General features: G+C 40.0%; 33 protein-coding genes. 12 read left to right on the top strand and 21 right to left on the bottom strand.

The features are described from left to right. Nucleotides 1-51: 51 nt before the first annotated feature. The 15 genes from GKG43_RS19560 to GKG43_RS19490 form a co-directional block, all read right to left on the bottom strand. Nucleotides 52-477 carry a hypothetical protein gene (locus tag GKG43_RS19560; RefSeq protein ID WP_055152174.1) on the bottom strand — a complete coding sequence of 142 codons (426 nt, stop codon included), beginning with the start codon at nt 475-477 and terminating at the stop codon, nt 52-54. Next, nucleotides 474-707 carry a hypothetical protein gene (locus tag GKG43_RS19555; protein ID WP_055152172.1) on the bottom strand — a complete coding sequence of 78 codons (234 nt, stop codon included), beginning with the start codon at nt 705-707 and terminating at the stop codon, nt 474-476. The genes GKG43_RS19560 and GKG43_RS19555 overlap by 4 nt, the downstream gene beginning before the upstream one ends. 303 nt (nt 708-1,010) lie before the next feature. Further along, nucleotides 1,011-3,494: a bifunctional DNA primase/polymerase gene (locus GKG43_RS19550; protein ID WP_055152170.1), complete on the bottom strand. Its 2,484-nt coding sequence runs from the start codon at nt 3,492-3,494 to the stop codon at nt 1,011-1,013. Between the two features lie 19 nt (nt 3,495-3,513). After that, nucleotides 3,514-3,882 carry a hypothetical protein gene (locus GKG43_RS19545; RefSeq protein ID WP_055152168.1) on the bottom strand — a complete coding sequence of 123 codons (369 nt, stop codon included), beginning with the start codon at nt 3,880-3,882 and terminating at the stop codon, nt 3,514-3,516. Continuing rightward, nucleotides 3,866-4,447, bottom strand: coding sequence for a hypothetical protein (locus GKG43_RS19540; protein WP_055152166.1), 582 nt, complete (start codon nt 4,445-4,447; stop codon nt 3,866-3,868). Before GKG43_RS19540 ends, GKG43_RS19545 begins: the two co-directional genes overlap by 17 nt. Before the next feature lie 489 nt (nt 4,448-4,936). After that, a complete protein-coding gene (locus GKG43_RS19535) occupies nt 4,937-5,149 on the bottom strand; it encodes a hypothetical protein (protein WP_055152165.1) in 213 nt (70 codons plus the stop codon). After that, complete coding sequence (locus tag GKG43_RS19530) at nt 5,146-5,349, bottom strand: hypothetical protein (RefSeq protein WP_055152164.1); 204 nt, start codon at nt 5,347-5,349, stop codon at nt 5,146-5,148. The genes GKG43_RS19535 and GKG43_RS19530 overlap by 4 nt, the downstream gene beginning before the upstream one ends. Continuing rightward, a complete protein-coding gene (locus tag GKG43_RS19525; RefSeq protein ID WP_055152162.1) occupies nt 5,346-5,561 on the bottom strand; it encodes a hypothetical protein in 216 nt (71 codons plus the stop codon). The genes GKG43_RS19530 and GKG43_RS19525 overlap by 4 nt, the downstream gene beginning before the upstream one ends. A gap of 5 nt (nt 5,562-5,566) precedes the next feature. Continuing rightward, nucleotides 5,567-5,767, bottom strand: a complete 201-nt coding sequence (locus GKG43_RS19520; protein ID WP_055152160.1) for a hypothetical protein — start codon at nt 5,765-5,767, stop codon at nt 5,567-5,569. Next, a complete protein-coding gene (locus GKG43_RS19515) occupies nt 5,764-6,042 on the bottom strand; it encodes a Lar family restriction alleviation protein (RefSeq protein ID WP_055152158.1) in 279 nt (92 codons plus the stop codon). The genes GKG43_RS19520 and GKG43_RS19515 overlap by 4 nt, the downstream gene beginning before the upstream one ends. Before the next feature lies 1 nt (nt 6,043). Then, nucleotides 6,044-6,853 carry a BRO family protein gene (locus tag GKG43_RS19510; protein WP_055152156.1) on the bottom strand — a complete coding sequence of 270 codons (810 nt, stop codon included), beginning with the start codon at nt 6,851-6,853 and terminating at the stop codon, nt 6,044-6,046. A gap of 117 nt (nt 6,854-6,970) precedes the next feature. Continuing rightward, nucleotides 6,971-7,300 (bottom strand): hypothetical protein, encoded by a 330-nt coding sequence (locus GKG43_RS19505; protein WP_055152155.1) that lies wholly within the window; start codon nt 7,298-7,300, stop codon nt 6,971-6,973. 214 nt (nt 7,301-7,514) lie between these two features. Continuing rightward, the gene (locus tag GKG43_RS19500) at nt 7,515-8,183 is read right to left on the bottom strand and encodes a hypothetical protein (RefSeq protein WP_055152153.1); all 669 of its coding nucleotides are present in this window, start codon (nt 8,181-8,183) and stop codon (nt 7,515-7,517) included. A 3-nt stretch (nt 8,184-8,186) separates the two neighbouring features. After that, nucleotides 8,187-9,044 carry an ORF6N domain-containing protein gene (locus tag GKG43_RS19495; RefSeq protein WP_055152151.1) on the bottom strand — a complete coding sequence of 286 codons (858 nt, stop codon included), beginning with the start codon at nt 9,042-9,044 and terminating at the stop codon, nt 8,187-8,189. A 79-nt stretch (nt 9,045-9,123) separates the two neighbouring features. Then, nucleotides 9,124-9,315 (bottom strand): helix-turn-helix transcriptional regulator, encoded by a 192-nt coding sequence (locus GKG43_RS19490; RefSeq protein ID WP_055152149.1) that lies wholly within the window; start codon nt 9,313-9,315, stop codon nt 9,124-9,126. A gap of 148 nt (nt 9,316-9,463) precedes the next feature. Here GKG43_RS19490 and GKG43_RS19485 point away from each other — a divergent pair, with 148 nt between their 5' ends. After that, on the top strand, nt 9,464-9,991 hold the full coding sequence (locus GKG43_RS19485) for a helix-turn-helix transcriptional regulator (RefSeq protein ID WP_055152147.1): 528 nt from the start codon (nt 9,464-9,466) through the stop codon (nt 9,989-9,991). A gap of 174 nt (nt 9,992-10,165) precedes the next feature. Here GKG43_RS19485 and GKG43_RS19480 read toward each other — a convergent pair whose 3' ends face one another. Beyond that, nucleotides 10,166-10,684 carry an antA/AntB antirepressor family protein gene (locus GKG43_RS19480; RefSeq protein ID WP_055152145.1) on the bottom strand — a complete coding sequence of 173 codons (519 nt, stop codon included), beginning with the start codon at nt 10,682-10,684 and terminating at the stop codon, nt 10,166-10,168. Nucleotides 10,685-10,698: 14 nt separating this feature from the next. After that, nucleotides 10,699-10,935, bottom strand: coding sequence for a helix-turn-helix domain-containing protein (locus GKG43_RS19475; protein WP_055152143.1), 237 nt, complete (start codon nt 10,933-10,935; stop codon nt 10,699-10,701). A 152-nt stretch (nt 10,936-11,087) separates the two neighbouring features. Between GKG43_RS19475 and GKG43_RS19470 the strand changes: the two genes are divergently transcribed. The 7 genes from GKG43_RS19470 (at nt 11,088) to GKG43_RS19440 (ending at nt 15,760) form a co-directional block, all read left to right on the top strand. Beyond that, nucleotides 11,088-11,813, top strand: a complete 726-nt coding sequence (locus GKG43_RS19470) for an XRE family transcriptional regulator (RefSeq protein ID WP_055152141.1) — start codon at nt 11,088-11,090, stop codon at nt 11,811-11,813. 67 nt (nt 11,814-11,880) lie between these two features. Continuing rightward, the gene (locus tag GKG43_RS19465; protein WP_055152140.1) at nt 11,881-12,792 is read left to right on the top strand and encodes a BRCT domain-containing protein; all 912 of its coding nucleotides are present in this window, start codon (nt 11,881-11,883) and stop codon (nt 12,790-12,792) included. Nucleotides 12,793-12,830: 38 nt separating this feature from the next. After that, the gene (locus GKG43_RS19460) at nt 12,831-13,376 is read left to right on the top strand and encodes a Uma2 family endonuclease (protein WP_055152139.1); all 546 of its coding nucleotides are present in this window, start codon (nt 12,831-12,833) and stop codon (nt 13,374-13,376) included. A gap of 42 nt (nt 13,377-13,418) precedes the next feature. After that, a complete protein-coding gene (locus GKG43_RS19455; RefSeq protein ID WP_055152138.1) occupies nt 13,419-13,712 on the top strand; it encodes a type II toxin-antitoxin system HicB family antitoxin in 294 nt (97 codons plus the stop codon). 75 nt (nt 13,713-13,787) lie between these two features. After that, nucleotides 13,788-13,976 (top strand): type II toxin-antitoxin system HicA family toxin, encoded by a 189-nt coding sequence (locus GKG43_RS19450; protein WP_055152136.1) that lies wholly within the window; start codon nt 13,788-13,790, stop codon nt 13,974-13,976. 32 nt (nt 13,977-14,008) lie between these two features. Further along, nucleotides 14,009-14,404 (top strand): type II toxin-antitoxin system HicB family antitoxin, encoded by a 396-nt coding sequence (locus GKG43_RS19445; protein WP_055152134.1) that lies wholly within the window; start codon nt 14,009-14,011, stop codon nt 14,402-14,404. Between the two features lie 201 nt (nt 14,405-14,605). Then, entirely contained in the window at nt 14,606-15,760 is a 1,155-nt protein-coding gene (locus tag GKG43_RS19440) for a tyrosine-type recombinase/integrase (protein ID WP_055152132.1), read from the top strand. A gap of 600 nt (nt 15,761-16,360) precedes the next feature. On the opposite strand, the gene GKG43_RS19435 is transcribed toward GKG43_RS19440, so the two are convergent. Beyond that, complete coding sequence (locus GKG43_RS19435; protein WP_050639624.1) at nt 16,361-16,558, bottom strand: helix-turn-helix transcriptional regulator; 198 nt, start codon at nt 16,556-16,558, stop codon at nt 16,361-16,363. Between the two features lie 393 nt (nt 16,559-16,951). On the opposite strand from GKG43_RS19435, the gene GKG43_RS19430 reads away from it, so the two are divergent. After that, on the top strand, nt 16,952-17,560 hold the full coding sequence (locus GKG43_RS19430; protein ID WP_055152129.1) for a hypothetical protein: 609 nt from the start codon (nt 16,952-16,954) through the stop codon (nt 17,558-17,560). Nucleotides 17,561-17,778: 218 nt separating this feature from the next. After that, on the top strand, nt 17,779-19,011 hold the full coding sequence (locus GKG43_RS23785; RefSeq protein WP_083487037.1) for an Ltp family lipoprotein: 1,233 nt from the start codon (nt 17,779-17,781) through the stop codon (nt 19,009-19,011). Between the two features lie 105 nt (nt 19,012-19,116). Here the strand turns inward: GKG43_RS23785 and GKG43_RS19420 are convergent, their stop codons facing one another. Next, nucleotides 19,117-19,539, bottom strand: coding sequence for a YkgJ family cysteine cluster protein (locus GKG43_RS19420; RefSeq protein WP_055152127.1), 423 nt, complete (start codon nt 19,537-19,539; stop codon nt 19,117-19,119). Next, complete coding sequence (locus tag GKG43_RS19415; protein ID WP_055152125.1) at nt 19,536-20,126, bottom strand: hypothetical protein; 591 nt, start codon at nt 20,124-20,126, stop codon at nt 19,536-19,538. Before GKG43_RS19415 ends, GKG43_RS19420 begins: the two co-directional genes overlap by 4 nt. A gap of 267 nt (nt 20,127-20,393) precedes the next feature. On the opposite strand from GKG43_RS19415, the gene GKG43_RS19410 reads away from it, so the two are divergent. Both GKG43_RS19410 and GKG43_RS19405 read left to right on the top strand, forming a co-directional pair. Further along, complete coding sequence (locus GKG43_RS19410) at nt 20,394-20,612, top strand: hypothetical protein (protein ID WP_055152123.1); 219 nt, start codon at nt 20,394-20,396, stop codon at nt 20,610-20,612. A 188-nt stretch (nt 20,613-20,800) separates the two neighbouring features. Continuing rightward, nucleotides 20,801-22,351 (top strand): exonuclease domain-containing protein, encoded by a 1,551-nt coding sequence (locus GKG43_RS19405; protein ID WP_055152121.1) that lies wholly within the window; start codon nt 20,801-20,803, stop codon nt 22,349-22,351. Between the two features lie 281 nt (nt 22,352-22,632). Here the strand turns inward: GKG43_RS19405 and GKG43_RS23780 are convergent, their stop codons facing one another. After that, complete coding sequence (locus GKG43_RS23780) at nt 22,633-22,920, bottom strand: LysM domain-containing protein (RefSeq protein ID WP_279230116.1); 288 nt, start codon at nt 22,918-22,920, stop codon at nt 22,633-22,635. Nucleotides 22,921-23,023: the final 103 nt, after the last annotated feature.

Raw genomic sequence — 23,023 nt, 5'->3', positions numbered from 1 at the left:
ATTGAGAAAACACCACCGAACAAATGATCCAATCGTTCTAGAATAACTATGTCATACCCTTGCACGGGAATCAAGGGAACTTTCGGTCTTTTCGGTCTTCTTTATGTACCTGTAAAATACTTTTGATACCCAACTTCTGCTATACCCAACAATCGCCCCGATATCATCCCAACTCAAATCATTTATTACACGATAACGAATGATTTCACTTTCTGGATGAGGCGCTGCCGCAATAAACGCCTCCACCTTCGCTCTGTCCCTCCGAAGCTTCTCCTCATAAGTTTTTATCTTCCCTCTCAGCCGTTCCTTCTCCTCGATATACCACGCAGTGACATCTTTCCCCTGTCCTCCTTTCGGCATGTCTGTTATGACATTGTTCCTGTATGGATTAAACTCCTCCAAATTTGCCAGTTCCATACTCAGGCTCTTTAATTTATTTAAATCAGCCTGCATACTGAATAATTCCTTTAGTGTCATATATCTTCGCCTCCTTCTCGCTGCCTTTTTCTTTTCCCTATTTCTCCCAGCTCATTCACTACTGCGCAGATCATCGCGGTTGCAAAGCTGTGATTTTCGTATTTCTCTGCCAGAATACTAGCCTTTTGATATACCTGTTCAAATTCGCTGTCCGTCAATTCTTTTGAATAATATTCCTTATAGAGCTGCCAACACTCCGTTATCATTTGATGTACTTGCATGATTTCCATTTCAATCCCCCTTTTTATTAAGCCATCCCTCCACCATACCACCTCAAAATCTGACATGTGTGCCGTTGAAACCCAGTGTTTACAAGGCTTTCCGAAATAATCCCACGTCCCCACCTATTTTTTGTTAGTAGGGCGCTATACATATACTACATACAGACTCAATGACATAATAATATATATATAGTGTTACTATAATATAGAGTGAGTATGTGAGTATATATATAATAAAGCCTCTCGTTACAAGGCTTTCAAGCATCCCACCACCATCCCACATTTTATTAATAGGTGAGTAGAAATGGGGGATTACCTCTGATTATTAAACGGAATGTTTTCATCGTCTATATCTACATCCTCGTATTCTTCAAAATTGTTCGGTTGCTTAAATAGGACTTTCACGTACCTGGCTTTAGTCTTCAAACCTGCTATCGAGGTGTTCACGGAGTATTTGCCATCCCGCGACTTTTCCAGATAGCCGGCCTCCGCCCATTCCTTTTTCACGGCATTAAAATCATACCCATTTTTCTCCATTGCCTCTCTCAGTACATTCTGGTTTACAAGGCAGTGTGAGTCCGCAACCTTCCCCCAAAGTCGGTTTCCAAATGTAATATTAAAGAAGTTCTCGTTCTCTGCAATCCAGTTCACGACAAATTTATACGCCCTTTCCGCCTGAGACACTTCCTCTTCGTCCCTTAACAGTTCTGCGACTGCTTCCAATTCCAACGGTGCTTCATCCTTAAAAATGCATTCCTGCGCCAGCTGATCAGCAAGTACAATACAGGCCAACGCCTGTGCCTGTTTGCCAGTGCTCTTTGACATTTCAGACAGCTTTCGGCATAACTCCTTGTGTCTTGAAATAAGGCTGCCCGTATCCAGACTTTTAATATATTCAATAAATCTCCGTCCCGCCAGTCCGTTATTTTCCCGAACAGCTTCTAAAATATGTGAATAATCCTCAAATAGCGGCTTGTCTACTTCCATCTCAATAACCCGGTTGAAAGCCCCGGCGCCTGCGTTATCACTTACAATCGGCTTTTCGCCATTGAAGAAAGAAATATTTTCCCAAGATCCCTGCTCCTTCTCGCGGCTTGTTCGGTCAAGTCTTCCGCGTGTTTTTCCTTCTGTTATCGCATAAATCAGTTTCATCAGATCTCCCCTTGCCAGCTGTGTCTCGTCTACGAATATAGGAAGATTTTTCATCAATGCTGCACGACTTGTACAATAATTAACCGTAGAATCCACTGACAGGATTAATTCATCAGGGACTCCCCATATTGAAGCTGCTACTACAAACGCCACAGTCTTTCCTGTTCCCGATGGTCCCCATAGGTGCACCACAAAACAAAGGCATTTCAATATGTGCGTCATCACAGATCCCAGGCTTGCATCCATAAGTAGTCGTACATTCAGATTTTCCCGGCACTTACTGCATGCGTCTCTCCATGCATCAAAACTTCCCCGCGCGCCTAAGGCCCTTACCGTCTTCGCCTGCGCATTATCCCCATCAAACTCAATACCATCCATGTAAGGGAAGAACTCTTTTCCGATCCACCCGAAATGTGACACTGTTTTCTTTAAAGGCAACGCATCCTCATTAAGCCGGTACATATCTGCGATATAGTTTACAAGGTTTTTGGATGTCAGATCTGTAACCATGACACCAATATTTGCCAACTTTATAATCTTTGTCTTAGTGCAGCATAGTTCTGGTTCAACTTTTACGTCTTTCCAAAGGTACCCGCCCTGCCGCTTCACGCTGAATGCCATGTGATATTTTTGCTCCCCTGTCTCGATGTTCTCTGTAGTCCCGATTGGCATAATTTGCTGATATGAGGCCACTATTTTAACGGGAGGATCAGTTTCCTTTTTCCCAGGAACCCACATACACACCCCATCTTTATTACATTCCCAATATCCGCACTTCAATTGTACGGGCTGATCTATAAACTCTGTTTTGTTGTCTCCTTCGGATTGTTTATGTACGTACGGCGCGGTGGATTTCTCATATTTCAGCGCACTTTTCACTTTCTGGATAACAGTCTTTTCATCCAACGGCGGGCGGCATTTCAATTTGTTTTCAGCCTGCGCCGCGGCTAATATTGCATCATCTGACAATCCTTTTGCCTGCAGACTGCATGCCAGCCTAAATATAGTGTCGTCCCTGGCCCCTTGCTCAATCGTTCCTGGAGAAACAAAAGTCCCTACCTCTTTTTTCTTCCCCTCATCTAGGAGCATATAAACCAAATCATCCGCAGGTTCTATAACTGCATCGTCCGGCCCTAATTCCCATTCGTAATGTCTCCCATTGAAATGTAGGCTGGGCGGGGCCACAATATAGCCCCCGTCCCCCCTGACATCAACTCCACTCTTATTCTTAAACAAATCGCGGACACAGGGAATTTCTCTGCCGTCAGATCTGAAGAAGATATGGTATCCGCCACCGCCGGTAATGGAAAGCATTGTATCTTCCGGAAGTTTACCGTGTTCCCTTTCCCACTCACGTATAGCTTCCCGACCGTCTACCCCTTCCTCTTCCTTCACATCAAGATCAATAACAAACACTCCACCGGAAGGCTTGCCTGTCACGATGCCTATATTTGCGTCTGGCCATCTCTCCCACCATTTATTTATTGTGTCAGGATCTGTTGTGGCATCATGAAACCCATTTTTGACCATAGGTCTTTTGTAATCTTCACTGGTTCTTCCGTGTGATGACACGGGAAACACTGCCAGTCCGATCCTGGCATACGCCAGCGCATATTGTCTGATCGTAAATTTTGTATCCGCCAATTTGTCTTCACCTCACGTTCTAATCTTCCTCAGGCCCTATGCAAAATACTGTAGGCAACCAGTGATCCGTCTTGTACTGCCAGAATCTTTTCACCAGCGGCATGTCCAACGTCTTACCATCAATCAGGTATGTCAGCAGCTGAGTAGGTTCCCTATGTATTTTTCCTTCTTTTATCAGTTCTCCGAACACATCAAATATTTCTTTGCTCCATCCGCACCAGAAAACTACATGTTCACATTTTCCGGATAACACATCTAAATCGCCTTTGAACGGTATCTGTTTTTCTGTAAAAAACCATTCCAATTCCGCATAACTGACATAGTTATTCTTAGAAATATAAGCCAGTATGGCCCTTTTTACTTCCTCTTTATTAAACTGTTGCTGCATCCCTCTGCACCTCCTCTATATTGATAATGCCTTTTCCGATTAAATAGCCAAGTAAGAATACGTATTCCGTACCAATTCCTACGCAATTATTCACGGTCTTCCTTCCGGTGTTGTCGGCAAGCACTTTCAGCTCATAAGCCACATATTCTGCATTATGAAAGCTGATCTCAGAATCTTCTGCCATTCTATATTTCTCAATCAACTTAAAGTAATGGCCTGCTGCCGATTTCGCTTTTATTTTTTCACGCTTTTTTCTGCGCTTGGAGTATTCGTCTTGTAGGACGTTCCATACAGGCCAGCCGTATTTCTCGTAAATATAGTCATTTGTCCCCGCAACAGGTGAAGTATCGTCATTGATATAAGGCCCATCGTACTCACATATTTGCAGGAACCTCTCAAAGTCTTCCTCCGGAACTGACTCGTTAACATAAAGTCTATTTAATGTAACGCTGCCTAATACGACAAATTCTCCAAGTTCTGTTTTATACTGGTAATTCAATCTAAAAACCTGACCCTTACTCAGATCACAAGGCTTTACCCTTACTACTTCAATTTTTTCTGACATTTTTAAACCGCCTTTCTCTCTCTTTACTGACAGTTAATAGTTTCGAATACATCTTTTTTCCCGCTATAAGTACTCGCCACAGGTACTCCTCAAATCTTAATTCGATCAACAATACGTTGCCACAATCTTCTTTTCTTCCACAGATAGCACCGATGCGAATAGGCTAGCTGATATCCCCCTGTATAGCACGGCTCCTTTAAATTACTGCGCTTCTTAAATCTGCAATTATCACATACCCTAATCATGTTTCCCTCCTAAATGTCGCTGCGTCAACATCCACATCTCGTCTATCTCAATTTTACTCACGCTCTTCCTCCTCTTCATCCAGCAGAAGCAGCTCTGCTGTGTCCTGATCCACGCCGTAGTTATCCATTATGTCATATAGCCTTTGTTCTCTCTCTTCATTCATTCCACGTTCCTCCTGTCAGTCTTGACATCCTGCCGCCGGGTTCAGGTGTTGGCGCACCGTCCCCCGGAGGGCAAATAATTCTATGTTAAATTTTTCATAGCGATCCATGCCCGCTGCCACTCACACGCTACCCTTGCACTCTCCGGTGCATGCCCGTTCACCTCCGTATAATTATGTATCGCATTCTCTTCAGCCAGCTTCTGCCAGCGTTCATCCGACATCATCGGCATATCTATTACGGGGTAAATCCCGCCTGTTTTGCTTCTTACCTGGCCTATAACCACATAATTCATTCGGCCCCCTCCTTCGCTCTTTTTCTCTCAGCTTTTGCCCCCTGGCAATATCCTAACCTGAATGCCGCAGCAACAAGCTCAAATATGTTTTCATAGTGTCCGATTAAATCAAACATATTACCGCAAGTTAAAACATATCGGGTATTCATTTTGTCTCTCATATCTTCCGATAGTTTCACAACATTTTTTAATCTACTCATATTGCGACACCTGCTTTCATCTCAATCTGAAGCGGCCTATGCCTGTCAGTGAATTCAAACAGCTTCCGCAGATAATCTTGGATCTTTTCGTCCCTACTCCTATATGACAGCAGAATGAGCCTTGTCTGCTCATAATCGGCAGTATCCTTCTGTAATAATGCTGTGATGCTTTCCCGCACAACTCTATTAAATTCTTTATCTACTCTGTTCATATAGCTTATTCCCTCCTCTTACAATTGGATTCTTTCTTTTCGATAACTAAATCCACCGCCTTAATGCAAAAATCCTGTAGTCTTTCGTCAAGTCTTGATTCTTTCAGTTCCATAGCCCATACCTTTTTAAGTTCATATAGTTCTTCAATGTCCATCTTATATAATTCATGTATCAGCTCATCCATCAATCTTTTTAATTCATTCATACTGTCACTCCTCCTGCGACAACCACGTATCCTTCTCTGGCGCGCCTGTTCCATTTTTCAACCGCCTTTTGCCTGCATTCGTCTATAGACACATATCTGGATGGAATATCCTTAAAAGTCATTGTTTGTCCCTCAGTCTGGATACAGGAGACAGCGTGACATGATGTACATTGTATGTATACTCTCTGGTGCCCCACGAATTCATTCTGTTTCATTTCAGCTTCCCCGCCGCAAAACGGGCACCTTTTTAGCTTGTACTCTTTATGCTCTTTCATATCAGCACACCTCCTGATAAACTACCTTGCAAGCATTGATATTCCCATTGGCTAACAGCAATGTAATCTCTTTCGGATAATCATGGTCTTCCAACCAATTCTTCACTTTCTGGAAGACACTGTCTGCGTACTGAACCGTCACGCCGTCATGCCCGTTCCTGCTATATGCAGTCTTCACGATTTCATTTTCTGTTATGTCTAACCTTTGGATAATGGCGCTGATCGCCTTGTCATGCGGCCTGTTGCTCTTAGACATTACCCCCAGCTCCTTTGCCATGCCAGTGCAATCCCAAAGAACAGGTATGGCAACTGGAAGATGTGCGGTTACTGGAAAACCTAAATCCGTATAAATTCTTGTAACTTCCGCAGCTATATACACCGGCTCAACGCCTGCTGCCGACAAAGCATCTTTAATGTTCTTCGCCATCATGTTCGCAGAAGACAGTTTTTCCCTCTTCGGCCTTTCCTTTTTCGACATCTCATAAGAACCGGTCTTGCGCAGAGTTGGCAGAACTTCAACCGCTAACCAATCTTGAAAGTTTTCTGCTACTTCGTTGCTAGCCTTAAATGTTAATTTATATACTGCTGGTTCAGGGATATATGAACCTTTGGCTATTTCGGCAGATGTGCCGAAAAGTTTTAAATATTGGTTCACTCTACGCCACATTACGTATTCTTTATTGCCTTTTCTCTCTGTTAATCCAAGACTTGTCGCAACCGATTCAGCATCGAACATATAATTGCCATCTAAATCAATTTTTACTTTCACGTTAAATGCATCGTTCCCAAATACTTTTATCTCATTTTTCATATAAAATCCCCTTCTACTTCTTGTAAATCTGGTTGGAATCCCATATAATGAAGATGGAATTCCTGTTGTTGACGGGTTTCATGTTTCGAGTAAATACATTGCTTTGGCGGGCGGTATTTACTCTTTTTTTGTCTCAATCGCTTCTTTCTCTCCTTTCCAAACGTATCCAGTTAGCTCATACAGTTTCTTTGGGCTTATGTAAGTATTCCTGTATTCTCGCTTTCCACGCTTTTTTCGTGCCTTGTAAATGATTCCTAAATCAAGTGTCTCGTCTTCCATCTTGTCTCTGATAGTATCCGGTTTCATGTTTAATACTTTAGATACTACCTTCAGCGGCACGCTCCCCACGCTAAACTCCGGAAAATCTGCCATGATATCCCTCCTTTCTACTGAATCCACTCCTCCAAATTTAGAAGAAAACTCTTTCTGTTTTTCGAATACTACCACCTTTCAAAACGCCTGTAAACCCCATGAAATCGCGGTTTTTCGGTGTTTTAATCAACTAAATTTTGATTTAGTTATGTAGTGTGCCACGCTGTGCCACATGCTCACGAATCTGTGTGATTGGGTATCTATAAATTTGATGTGCCACGGTTTCTCCACTAAACTATAAATTTAGTTAAGTAAAAACTTTTTTGACACATTTCGTTTATTCCAATGTTTATACGCTGAACAGCTTCTTCAAATTCTTTTGCGGTTTCAATACCTTATGTCTCTCACCGGTCACATTGTTCACCATATATCCGTCTTCCTCATGATATGTAGTAAAATGCACGCCCTGACTTTCAAAAAACTCTTCAGTGATATCTCTGCCGCCGTGTGCCTGGTGCATACGATTTACTATCCCCATCCATGTACACATGTACATATTAATGTCCCAATTCCAATACTCCATTAGAAATTCTGGCCCATTTTCTTGCCCGATCGGTTTATTTATATCCATCTGGCTTATGTATTCTATACAGTAGAAATAATCTTTGACTTCGTATTTTTCTCCATCGTAATCTTTTGCGATCGGGAACATTTGCATAAATTCATTCGGTGTAAGACACTCCACCATATCATTCACTCCGGAAATTAAGTAAAACCATTCTTCTATTTCCTCTTTCGTATAAGATTCTCCGGAATCAAACGCATTTGAAATAAATTTAATCAGTAGATATAGATATTGCTTAAACTTATCCCGATATGCAGTCAGGAATTTTTCATTGCTCATTTCATTCAAACACCCCATTTTTTCTGAGAACCTTATTATTGCAGATGCATAATGCTTTTTCTTGGGTTTATAATCAATCAACTTTTTGCCGTCCATTACATAAAAATTGTACATATACTATTTCCTCTCTTCTAATGAAACACCATACTTCACTGCCATCTCCTTAATAATCGCTATATATCCTTCTATCAGCTTCGGATCGTCAGCAATAACATCAAGTTGATTCAGCTTGTCTATTTTCGATTTACACACACCGTTCATTGCATAGGCCTTCTTTTTATTTGTCAGCCTGATTCCTAGAGCAACATGCATTCGCTCCTCAAGTATCTTGTATGACTCCTCGCGCACAGCCCGGATGTGTTCAGAGCCTCCTAAACTATACGCAATCTTATTAATGATGACCCCAGTATCTTTACGCCATGCATTCGGTCTGAGTGCGATAACTTCTTTAATAGAATCCACTTTACTATCCAGTTTAGTTATGTCTTCTGTATTTGTATCTACCTTCATCCTGATATTCTTCATCTCCTGCAGGCTCTCTATCAGGATATCTTCGATGCAGTTCGGCCCTCCATCTCTCAACCGGAAGTAATCATCAATCAACTTATCGTGGATATCCCACGCAAGATCTGTGTCCATAATCTTGATGAGCTTTGCATATCCTCTTTCTGATAATATGTAAATGTGTTCCGCCTGTGTAATGGACTGCTTTGCATAGCCTAAATTCTGGAGCAATTCCAACGTGCTTACCTCACAAGCACGTCTCTTCAAGTCGATAAAATCAACATTTTCAGTAAACCTTCTGATATTATCAGTAATACGTGCCCTGACATTTCTCACTTCCATTTCGTGGATCTCTGCAATAGTCCTATCGGAGACACATTTCTTTCCTTCTCCAAATCCTCCTAATACTACCGGGATTTCTCTTCCCATAAACTCCTGTCTTCCTTTTACTACTAATTCATTCTCTTTCATTTAATTCTCCTTTCTGCGCTCACATCGCGCATGTTTACTGTTGCTATTCAGTTTTCAAGGTACATATATGTAAGCCTTTCTATTCAAGTAGTTTTTCCAACGGCACATGAAGAGCATCTGCAATTTTGTTTCCTATTTCATCAGAACAGCTCTTTCCTGACTTTATATAGTTGATTGTGGCCCTGGACACTCCTGCCATCTCCGCCAGCTTCTTTTGGGTCAGTTCCTGCCGTGTAAGTTCTGACACGAATTTGATTCTGTCTATTCTCATTTTTTTCATCTCCTTCCCGGAATTAACACATACATTTGCATGTAACATTCTATTTATATAACAAGCTTTTGTATTTTTCAATGCTTTTTCACAAACTTTTGCTTTTAAATTCTTCTAAAATATGTTATTATTTTTATGAGGTGATAACATGACTATCGGTGAAAAAATAAGGCTATATCGAACAAAAGCTAATATGTCGCAAAGAGAATTGGGAGAAAAATTAAAAATCTCTCAACAGCAAATCGCTCAATATGAAAACGGCACACGAAATCCAAAGATAGAAACCTTAAAAAAGTTTGCATCATTTTTTAAGGTTCCACTTTTAACTTTTACTGGAGATGATTTGGTTTATAGTCTTGAATCCCCGGATCCTTCTGTCGAATCAAAATTAATTCAGTCAAAAGTGGATGCAATAGTAAACGATCCGAATCTTACAAACGAAGAAAAAGCAAAAATGGCCAATGATTTGTTCTTGCAAGTTAAGATTTTGCAAGAACAACACATGTCGAATATCGAAGTTGCTATGGATTATATTTCTAAGAATACCGAAAAAAAGGATTTATTAACCACATACTTCGACCTGCTAAATGATGATGGTCAAGATAAAGCCCTTGAACAATTAGAGCTTCTGACTAAAATCCCACAATATTGGAGAGATGATGACCCAGAGGCTTAAACGTCTCTTCATGCTTTCCCCCAAGGGTACTCTTATGAGTATCCTTAACACCATACTAATCCTTCCGCAGTATTCAATTTTCAAGGTACACTTCAACTTTACAGACTTACTAAACATCCTTGAACGTTTTCGTGTTTTAGTACGAGAACCCAATAATCAGCGTTTTCATCCCGGCTATATATTTACTTTATAGACCACCAGCATCTCCCGGATGACAGCTTCATACACAGGCTTGAAATCCTTATCGCCCTCAATTACTGTTAATTTGGTTATGTCCTTAATTTGGGTCTTTGTAGCTCCCTCCCTTGCAGCCTCTCCCTTTGCCCGATCGAGTCTCTGATCTAATCGGCACGGACGTTTGCGGTTGAGCCGATCATAACTTTCTGTTCTCACAGCGCGGTGCCTATCCTGCATACTTCCTATGTACTGAAAGCCAGAACTCTCTGCTATTGCCGCTAACTTAAAATCTTGTGTAGGATTCGGGTTGAAGTCACGTTCGCCATCCGTGGCGAGCGCCCAATAATCAGCACTTTCTTCTGCAAATTGATTCTCCGTAATATTTGATTTTACCCACCTGGAATAATGACTTTTGTCCATTTCCAAGTAGTCATACAACTTTTTCGCTGTAGTCATCCCATTTTCATCGATCCCCAGTGCAATTTCTATCGGTGTCCGATTTAATTTGTCTTTCATTATCTCGTTCGTCGTTACTTCTCTCCTTTCCCTCTTGTCGCTTCTTGAGCGACTACTTGACTAAAAAAAATTTCCATTGGGGCATCAATATCCAACATAACTATCATAGCCTCTATTTCCGTGCTTGTAAAAACTCCCTTTTTCATCTTTTCATAAAAGGTTTTTGGTGTAATCCCCAGTTTTTTCGCCACTTTAGCACGTGATAGTCCTCTTGAATAAATAATTCCAACCAACCTACTTGTGTCTATCATTTCACACCTCCTTGTCGCTTATTACGCAACAATGATAGCATACAGTTATGTAACGTGTCAATATACATTTTAAACTTTTTTTCATTTTTTGTTGCTTATTAGGTGAAATATGTTATAATTCGATTATAAACAAGAAAAAGGAGGATTCCTTAATGAATTTAGGAGATAGAATAAAAGCCAAAAGGGACGAATTAGATCTTACGCTTGAGGAAGTAGCGAAATTCGTAGGTGTCAGCCGTCAGACAATCCAAAAATATGAAAGCGGAGTTATTTCAAATATTCCATCTGATAAAATTGAATCCCTCGCTTTTGCTCTTCGCACTACTCCATCTTATTTAATGGGGTGGGAGTCCTCGGCCAGTATCACTTTATATAACGTGCATTGCGAGACAGCAGATGAATCAGAATTAATAATCTCATTCCGGAAATTGTCGGATATAGGAAAGCAGAAGGCAACAACGTATTTAGAAAATCTATTGTCATTGGAAACAGCAGAGCACGATGCACTACCACGGCCGACATATTTTATGGCCTATTATCATGAACTTGCCTCTGCAGGGACAGGTGAATACATTTTCGCGGATCTTCCTACTGACACTATAGAAGTACCAGTGAATGAACTATCAGAAAAGGCTGATTTTGTAATAGGTGTAAAAGGAGATAGCATGGAACCGACATTCCACGACGGTGACAAAGTGTATGTGGAAAAGATGCAAGTTGTAGAAATTGGTGACATAGGTATTTTTATGGTCAACGGGGAATGTTTCATTAAAGAAACTGGAGAAAATGGGCTAATATCTCACAATCCGAAATACGATGAAATTCCGGGAACTGAAACCATACAATGTATTGGGAAAGTTTTGGGAAAAGTAAAATGATGTTAAGCCAATAGGCCAAACATAAACGTGGTGTTTTCTTGGTATGCAGAGAAAAGGGAGGAACTTTATGAGTAATCTACAAGAATTGGAAGAATATAGGAAATATACTTCCCCAGCAGAACTTCACAAAGCAATAAACACATTAAAAGGTATTGTCGCCGGCATTACAACGGATTACAAAATAAGTGAAGATGAGGTAAACGAATTAAGCCACTGGTGTTTGTGCCATGCGCATTTAATTGACCGCCACCCTTTTAAAGAATTGATTCCGCTTATTGAGTCAGCATATAAAGACAGTGTTCTTACTGCCGATGAATCAAGTGATATTGTGTGGTTGTGTAATAATTTTGTATCAGATTCTGACTATTATAACCTGGTGACTTCTTCTCTGCAATTTCTAAATGGGATGATACACGGAATACTTGCTGACGGCGTGATCACAGATGAAGAGATCCGCACACTGAATACCTGGATTTCGTCAAATGACTATTTGACTGGGTGCTATCCCTTCGATGAGATTGAAAGTCTGCTTCTTTCTATACTAAACGATGGGATCGTAACTGAAGATGAACGGAATATGCTAAAAGCATTTTTGAGTAATTTTATTGACCTCAAGTCTTCCTATAATCTTAATAGCAAAGAAATTGAAACTCTGAGGGAACACTACAGCATAAGCGGAATTTGCGCTATATGCCAGGAAATTGAATTTGACGGAAATCAGTTTTGTTTTACAGGACAGTCATTGAGAGCTAAAAGAAAAGAGATAGCCGATCTAATTACGTCACTTGGTGGTAAATTCAATAATAGCATTACGAATAAGACCAGATACCTTATAGTTGGCAATGACGGTAATCCATGCTGGGCATTTTCTTGTTACGGCAGAAAAATTGAGGACGCTGTAAATCGTAGGAAAGCCGGACAGACTCTCACTATAGTAAATGAGGTGGATTTTTGGGATGCTGTCGACGATTTGGTGTAACGATAACAGTATAAAAATAGAAGAAGGAGGTACGAACTATGGCATTAGCACAACAACGAATTTATACCATTGATGATATCTACGCCCTGCCGGACGGGCAGAGGGCAGAGCTGATAGACGGGCAGATATACATGATGTCGCCGCCCAACAGGCAGCACCAGAAGCTTGTATCTGAATTACATTATCAGATTCGTGACTTTATAAAGCGTAAAGGAGACCCCTGCGAGGTATATCCTGCCCCATTTGCCGTGTTTTTGAATGAGGATGAGGAAAATTACGTGGAGCCGGATATAAGCGTTATATGCGATAAAGACAAGCTCACAGACAAAGGCTGTAGCGGAGCGCCCGACTGGGTAATAGAGATAACATCACCGTCTAATCCACAGATGGATTACGGTGTGAAGTTATTCAAATACCGCACTGCCGGAGTCCGGGAATATTGGATCGTGGATCCGCAGAAACGCACCGTCATGGTATATGATTTTGAGAAGGAAAAAGAGTCCAATCTGTATACCTTTGAAGAAGATATTAATGTCTGCATCTATGATGATTTCACAATCAATGTTGCAAAATTAATACCCTAACCCCCTTCCAAAGCCTGCTAACCGAAAAAGGAGTGAAAATATATGCGTAAAATAACCTATTTAGCAGTTATGGAACCTACAAAAGATGGATACAGCGTATACTATCCCGACCTTCCGGGATGTATCAGTTTCGGCGCTACAATTGATGAGGCACAGAAGCAGGCTGCAGAAGCGCTGGAGCTTCACGTATATGGGATGGTAAATGATCATGAAGACCTGCCTGCCCCATCGGTTGACCTAAAGCCTGATGAAATTGAAGGCTGCGTTGTGTCTCCTATATCTGTGTTTCCAGTTATTGTAAAGAACGAAATGGATAACCGGATTTTTTCTACGTAATACTACGTATTTTTATTGACATACGTAATATTACGTGTTATAATATAACTATGATAAGGAGAGGAGATACCAAAGATGCCAATGACTTCTAAAGAGATGATAAAACATCTCAAAAAACATGGTTTTGAAAGCATAAGCCAAAACGGATCTCATATTAAAATGAGAAACCCGGAAACAGAAAAACAGGTAATCGTTCCTTATCACTCTGGATCCCTTAAAAAGGGATTGGAGCAAGCTATATTAAAACAGGCGGGACTTAAATAGTCTCGCCGCCCAAAACAAACGGAGGCGGTCTGATGAGTAAATTATTTTATCCAGCAATTTTTCACGAGGCAGAGGAAGGCGGATTTTGGGTATCATTTCCTGACTTTCCTGAATGCTTCACAGATGGGGACAATATGGAACAAGTTTATGAAATGGCGGTTGATGCTCTCGGCCTTGCGATAACAAGCAGAAAAAAAGAAGGGCAGGAAATACCCGCGCCCTCTTCCATTACCAGACTTTCTGCCGATAACGGGGTTTTTGTTATCGTAGAATTTGACATGATGGAATACCAGAAAAAACATAACGCAAAGGCAGTAAAAAAGACATTGAGTATTCCGGAATGGATGAACGAGGAAGCAACTGCTGCCGGGGTGAACTTCTCACAGGTGCTGCAGGAAGCGCTGATGCAAAAACTGAATATAAGCTAAGAAAATAACTGTTTCTATATCAAAAAAAACGCCCGGTACGCCAATACCGAGCGGGTTTGAGAAACTATCAACCACATTTCAATCTGAACCACAGACGGAATATGGCGACAATACTCTCCGAACAAGAATATTGTACCATTCCAAGCGTGGTTTAGTCAACTACGCTATTTTTCTGCCATTTTATAAAAGGAGTGATACAATATGGCAAGATACAAGAAAAGAGCTGATGGAAGATACCATACCACCATCCCCACAGGAATCTTTGATGATGAAACAGGGAAGGAGATACGCGTCTCCGTCTACGGAAATTCCGTAGCTGAGTTCGAGTCCAACAAAGACTCCGTAAAGGCCCAGTTGCTGAACGGAACCTATGCCAACGACAAGGATACCACATTCAGCGAATACAAGTGGCATTGGTTTGAGACATATATCGAAAATACAGATAAATCCTATAATCGAAAAAGGATATATAGAAACACACTGAAGAACCACACCGCGGGTCTGGATCCAATCCCCTTAGGCAGCATAAAGAAATCCCAGGTACAGGAAGGATATAATAAGCTCAACGGCAGCCCGGATCTGCAACATGAATACAAGATCACCCTCAATCAGATATTTGAATGCGCGATAGACGATGGGCTGATTTCCAAGAATCCTACCAGGAATATCACTATAACAAAGCGCAAAAGGAAGAAGAAGCGTGCTTTAACAAAAATTGAACGGGCCGCAATAAAGAAAGCTGATTTTACTCTCCAGGAACGTTGCTTTGTAGGATTACTTCACTATGCCGGCCTTCGGCGTCAGGAGATTCTCGCAATAACAAAACCAGACATTGATTTGTTCGATGATAAAATCCGGATCAACAAAGCCATTGAATTCATCGGTGAACGTCCCAACTTGAAGGACACTAAGAGTGAAGACGGAGAACGCTTCATTGATATTTTGGCCCCGCTTAAACCTGTCCTGGAAGAATATATGCAACAACTGAACACGCTTCTGCTCTTCCCAAACTCAGCCGGATCGGTAATGTCCAGGACACAGTACAGACGGTTCTTTGAGAAGATAAAGCTAAAAATAAATACTGCTGCCGGCGGCAGGCACCATTACCAAAAGAACGACAAAGGAAAATACAATCTTGTGTACGACATAGATATGTGTCAGGGCCTCTCAGCACACGTTTTCCGGCACGAATACGCTACTATCCTATATTATTCCGGCATAGATATTTTAGAGGCTATACGGCTGTTTGGACACGCTGATTCAAAGACTATGACAGACATATATGCGGAGCTTAGAAAAGAAGAATCAAACTCAAAGGATAAATTAAATCAATACCTGGAAGAAAAATATAGTTAACCAAAACACTGCTCCCGGAAATTTTTTTCAAAAAAGCAAATTTGAAGTAATTTAGTCAAATTTTAGTCAAAATGAATTTTTTCGCCGAAGAATGGCTTAAAATGGGCGTTTGCGGGACTATGCCCGAACACTCGTAATGAAGGGGTCGTCGGTTCAAGTCCGATTTCCAGCTTTCGTAAAAAAGGCCGCAAACCCCGGGGTATTAAGGGGTTGCGGCCTTTTTTATATCGTTGGAAAAGATAGATAAGGAACCAGATCTGTTCAAGATAAATACTGAATATCACAACCATCTGAAAACGGATGTCAAAGTACATATATATCAAGAAGAAAACTCCGTGTTATGAATATTTTCAAAAATTCTTTCGCTATATGAATATTTTAGTGGATAAGCGGCACATAATGTTGCGTATTCATCATGAAATGTGTTAATATATATACAAGATTGGAACTACTCCTCAAAATAGTTCCTTTCCCACCACATTCAAGCCCGGAGTCCTGAAGATTCCGGGCATTACTTTATTTGAATCACAGTAATGTACTTTCCATTTTCTGATCTCATCATGAAGAAAACGATGGTTGCAGTTAGCCATCTTTTTACCACTATCCCTCCAAAAGAGAATCTATTGAAACCTCAAAGATATCTGCAATCTTCTTAATCATATAAATATCAGGCAAACGCTTCCCCCGTTCATAATTTGAAAGAGTCGTCCTTGTTATATGCAGAAATCTTGCAAGCTGCTGTTGTGTCATGTGTTTCTGAAGCCGTAACTTACGTATACTAAAACCGATATCTGACATAAAATCGACCGTCCCCCCTATATTTCTACATTATCATGCTTTCCAAGAAAAGTATACGTAACGTGTCGTATATTAACTATTTTCATTTTTTAACGAGTTCATTCCACCTCATATAATGACAAGTCAATTTTGGAAATGTATCTATATTACAGCATATAAATACTGTCATTCACTGAAAGCAATTTGAATGCATTTCTAGATCCTCTCTTTTGCGCCTCTCTTTTGTGAAATCTCCTTTCCTTGCTTATTGAATATGTCTATGGTACAATACAAAAAAGCAATTTGGATATAAAAGAAAAGATGTGCTTAATGAAATAATTATTAAGCCAAAAATGTTTTATGGAATAGGACGTGTAGGTTCAAAATAAGGTTAAAAAGAAAGGAAGGCATCATATGAAAAACAAAATACTTAAAGTTTTAACAATCCTGGGAATGGCGCTTTTACTGACCGCTTGTTCAGCAAGCGACAAACCGGCAGAATCAACAGACAAAACGGCCGATGAGAGCTCCGATACAAAACAGTCTCAAGATAAGAGTACTGACAAAGAAGAGAAAGTTCAAAATTCTTACACTATTGATCAGATTACAATCACAGCAGAACATTATTCAGTTGAACCATATAATGATCCGAACGGTAAATTTACAAAACGAATCTCTATCATGTTCAATATCAAGAACGAAACTGACAGTGCCTTTGGCTATGTTAAAAGCTGGGAAGGCAGATTACCTGACGGATTCAAATTGGAAAGCCTGATTGAGGCACAAGATTTAGACTTAATACAGGTTCCCTCCGGTGGTTCTATTGATGACGCAGCTTATTTACTTGCGGATGATTCCGCGAATCTTGATGAGATAATAGCGACATATTCGTTTATGGATTACAACGAAGATTATTGGAAGGACTTTGGCAAAATCGTGTCGGGAGAGATGAATGAAGAGGAATTCAAAAGCAAATATGGAACACCTAAAGAATTAACATTTGATCTGACACCAATTAACTAAACACAAGCCGCTCCCTCATCAGCAGACCATTCCAGCCTTAATTCGGCAATGATTTATCCGATGATAAAATCTGGGCTGATAAGGTAATTGAATCCAGGAGGGAGCGGTTTTTCATCTAAACAAGCAAACGCCGCCATCAAGTTTAAAGGAGAAGAATTAACACATCTGTCGTGTTTTTTCTATAATATAAACTAAGGAAAAAGAGGGAGGAATTATTTATGAAATGCAGCAAATGTGGAGCAGAAATTCCAGAAGGAGCAAAGTTTTGTACTGAGTGCGGAACAAAAATATCCGGGGATGCAGCCGTTCAAGAGACCCCGCCTGTACAACAGGAGGCAGAACAAACTTATTATACCATGGACCAAAATAATGGAAATCATCCAAAAGCAAATCCTCCGGTACCAAAAAACGCGGCTTTCAAAACATTCCGTTTGGTATTAGGAATCATTTCAATTATATTGTTTCTAATAGTCTCGCTGCAATCATGTGTTGCAGGAGCAGCAAATGCCTTAAGTTCAAATGGTGAAGTCAGTGGATCTGCCGGATTTTTATTGGCTGTATGCATGTTGATTGCCGGAATTGTTACAATATGCTTAAAGAAAAAACAAACAACAGCTGCGTATCTTGTTCCTGCCGGATTTTATATTGTCGGCGCACTTCTCGCTGCAGCAAATGTAGGAAGTTACTCTGATTTAGGAATATGGGCCGTGTTAGCATCTATATTCGGTGCACTGCATGTATTATTCATGTTCAGAAGTAAGAACACTAAGGCTTTAATCTCTATCATTGTCCCTATAGTAATTGTAGTCATCATATGCTTGTTCGTCGGAATTTCAGGATCTGGGACAAGAAATGCAGGGGATAAAACCACAAAGAATACGGAGAATAAAACGGCAAGTTCGACAGCAAAAGAAAATGAGACAGCGCCAAATGATACTGCAAAAACGCCTGAAACCAAAACAGACAGCACAGCGAAACCAGAATCCGAGCCAGAAGTTCCTGCTGAGTATAAAGCTGCATTAACAAAAGCTGCCAGTTACAGTGATATGATGTATATGTCTAAAGCCGGAATATATAACCAGCTTACTTCCGAATATGGTGAGCAATTTCCTGCAGAAGCAGCGCAGTATGCAGTGGACAATCTGAATGCTGATTGGAATGCCAATGCATTGGCAAAGGCTAAATCTTATAGCGATTCCTTGCATATGTCAAAATTAGGTATATACAACCAGCTTATCTCTGAAAATGGAGAGCAGTTCACGGCCGAAGAAGCTCAATATGCCATGGATAATTTGGAGGCTGACTGGAATGCCAACGCATTAGCAAAAGCAAAAGACTACCAGGAATCATTGGCTATGTCTGCTGAAGCTATCCGGGAACAGCTGACCTCCGAATACGGTGAACAGTTCACAGCCGAAGAAGCTGATTATGCAATTTCACATTTGAATTAATATCTGCGTTGAGAACATATTTCAGTTGAAAAAAATTACTCAAAAAAGCCGCAGCCCCATTCCCCGGGATTGCGGCTTTTTATTGAATGGAAAAACCCGTAGTATCTATACTTTAGATTCAATATTATACCCTCTCAATAATTCTAACACCAACTCCTCATCATTTTCAGCGCTATTGCTTTTAGACATTTCCTCCAGATCAAAACAAGGCATATGTTCCCATATATCCTCGTATGCAAAATAGCTGTAAGGTGCCTTCCGGCATTGTATAGGCCTGTGTTCAAATATTTCACATAAATTGTTATCAGATAAAAAAATGCATTGATTATTGATATTTTTTAGTATATATATTTTTATAACATACCCTTCACATTGGATATCATCCTTCTCACAATACTTGTGGATAAACTCTTTTTTGCTTATGTGAAGTTTATTTGATATATGTATCAGATCACTTGGATAAATAATTACAATTCTTTTTTCTAAATCCGTACTTCTACAGCACTTGCCGCATTTCCTGCAACTCATTTGGTTTCCCCATACTTTTTTACCGTTTCGTCAACCGTTTTATAATTTGAAAATGTTCCCCTGTTCCATCTCAGATCTGCTCTTTTTAAAAAGGGTATTTTTAACTTATAAACCTCATATGCCCCAAATGGATAGAATCCCTGGGATTTAGCTCTTTCTGAATTTATCTCATAGTAGGTACCTTTCATACATATATCATTAATATCATGCGAAGAGATTTTCAATGTCATAACACCATTTTGTCTCAGATCTTTACTATCTGAGCAATAGAATAAAGAAACCACATCTGTGGTGAAACCCCCTCTTCCCCGGAATGTATATCTGTTCTTTTTATGTTCTTTGTATTGTATAAGTTTAAATAGGACATCTTCCCTGTTTTGCTTAAATTGAATGATCTCAATAATATTTTCTCCCTGAAAATTATTATGGCGGGAATACCAGAGCCCGTCTATGGAGAAGCTCATAGCCCTTTTGTAAAAAAAGCTCCGTATCTTTTTATATGTCTTTCCACATATAAAACCTAACATTGAAATGATAGCAGCTATAACAATCTCATCAAGTAACTTGACTATACTCCCCCACATCATAATCAGCGCTCCTAAGTTACAAACTATTTCTTATTTTTATTGTTCTTTTCAGTTTCTTTATTTTTATCGGCAATATGTTTAATATGTTCTTTTAAAGCTTTTCCTCCGCCATCTGGCATATGATTCACCTCTCATAAAAAGATGTGGGGTTAAGGCTATACTACCACTCTTACCACTAAGAATCAATCGTGTCTTATTGATTATTTCCATATTTTTTCAGATATTTTTTATTCTTATAGCGTTATAATTATTACAGGGGTGCGTTATATGGATGAAATAAAATTATCCTTAAAAGAGGAAATCGAAAAGCAGGCACAAATAATAGAGGAAGATATATTGTATAATAAGGAAAATGAAAACCTGGAAGTTTCTGACCGGATGGAAAGCGCTCTTCTTAAGAAAATAAAACAGCTTGAAAGCGAAAAGGATACAGCTAACTCATCAAAAAACGCTGAGATACATACCTCTTTACAGGAGGATACCTAAGATAGAAAGAGACCCTGGAAATGTCTGATCCCAATATTATGGTATTCTTATTGATTTACTTTCCAGCAACTGCTATTATTAATTTATGTTGATTTATATTTATCATGCAAGCAATGTTAAGCCAAATACTTAACATCATTGTGGTGTTTTTCTCAGTGCGGGTATTGACTAAAGAGGATACTCAGGCCATGAAACAAAAATTATATGATTTTTCAGACTACATCTCTTTTGATTTAGAGACCACAGGGCGTAACTCTAAAACATGTGAAATCATTGAAATCTCAGGGATTCTTGTCCGAAATAATGAAGTCAAAGAGGAATTCAGCAGTTTAGTTAATCCAGGAATCCGTATTTCGTCAGAGATTGAAAACTTAACCGGTATTACTAATGATATGTTGTCTGCTGCTCCGTCACTGGATAATGTTCTTCCTGAATTCATTGCTTTTATTGATGATAAGCCTCTCATTGGCTATAATATTGCAAGTTTTGATCTGCACATCCTGAACAGGTTTACCGCAAAATTATTAGGAAGGTTTATCGATAATTATTACATCGATCTTTTAACATTATCCAGAAAGATGCTTCCTGAATTGAGCAGTCACAAACTCGGTGCGTTAGCATCATTCTGCCATTGCAGTGCAGTATCTGCACACCGAGCACTGTCTGACTCCCTTATGGTACACGAATGTTTTCAATATATGAAAGAACATCTGCCAGATACTATCGTCACCACTAAGCAATTCCAATACACCGATGACCGCTCAAACGCGAGAACATCTTTGCAGAAAAAAGAAAACCAGGCGCTCCACATACTACACGAATCTGTTCCAAGTGTGATTACAGATGATGCTTTAACAGAATCCTGTCATGATAAAGTTGATGCTGTAGCCGGAATGGCTTTCTGCCTTACCGGAGATTTTTCTCACGGCAGCAAGTCAGAAATCAAGGAAATCATTGAGAGCCACGGCGGGCGATGCGTCGGATCTGTTTCGGGTAAAACGGACTATGTAATTGTCGGTACCTATGGCAGCGAACAATGGGCATGCGGTAATTATGGTTCAAAAATCAAAAAAGCTATGGAATTGCAGGCAAAGGGATCTGATATCAGGATTTGCAGTGAGAAGGATCTGTTTGATATGTTAAATCTTCTGGAAAAGGAGGCGATTTCTAATACTTTTGCTGCCGTCACCTCTTTTGAAGCAGAACTTAATCAGATGCTTTTATCTATTATCCAGGAAAAAGAGCTTCCATTGAACTCTCTGCATCTGTATGCAAATCTATCGACCACGTCAAAGGAGGAAATGTCAAAGTCCATCTGCATATTCGAGCCCGAATACCCTCCGGTAAAAGATGACTGCGTGAATCCCGGAAAGAACTTCGTCGTAATGAATATTCAGATGAATGATACCATAGAACTGCTTATAAGGAATCTGCAATTTGAAAAAATACCTCTGCCGCATACCGGAAAGCGAAAAGCTGTGCCGTCAGATAAGACATTCCGACATATTATCTTTGATTATTCTGATCGATCAATCTTTGGGTATATAAAAGAAAATGTGCTGTACTGCTTAAAAAACTATCATTCCAGAGTGAGAAGTTTCGGATGCTGCAGTAAATTCATGGAATGTTCTAATGCCAAAAAGTGTATTCATGTAAATAAACTTTATGCAACTGCCTGCGCCTATAAGTATAATCTTGAGAATGGAAGGATATTTTATGGGGGTAACAAAAATATATAACTAAATAAAAAGTCGGCGCCTGCAGCTATATTTTTTGAATCCTCCGTTTGTTTGAACGCCGACTTATTTAGGCAGATTACCTTAAATATGAAAAACAAACCTGCTAAACCTCAACATATAGACAACTAACCGTGATAGCCAGTACATCGTAAAATAAGTAAATTACTTATTTTACGATGTACCAGTTATCTATTTATGTTCAAGACAAAACCAGTAGGATATCATATTAATTTTGATGTATCCGGCTCTTGCATAAGCTTTATCTAAGCCGTAAATATTTTTTATCCTATTTTAATAACCTGTCCCGGATGTATAAGATCCGGATTACCAATCCCATTTATTTGGGCCAATTTCTGGTAGGCAGTGTTGTATCTGGCTGCGATTCCAGACAGCGTATCTCCACTTTTAACAGTGTACATTTTTACAGCCGGATCTGCTGTACCGTTAATCTTCAGCTCCTGCCCTGAGTAGATTAGATCCGGATTTGAAATCCCATTCATTTGTGCCAATTGCTGATAAGTAGTTCCATATTTTTCAGCAATGCCTGACAAGGTATCTCCGCTCTTCACAGTGTATATCTGTGTTTTATGGTGTATGATTATTCCGGGCGATTAGCCCATGCGCTGAAGCGCGTTCAGCGCACGGGTATCGCCGTTTAGCAAAGGCTGGTCG

The sequence above is a fragment of the Eubacterium sp. BIOML-A2 genome (assembly GCF_009680135.1).
Classification (GTDB): Bacteria; Bacillota; Clostridia; order Lachnospirales; family Lachnospiraceae; genus Faecalicatena; species Faecalicatena contortus_B.
Note: the sequence above shows the minus strand (reverse complement) of the source record. Positions and strands in the feature narration are given on the sequence as shown.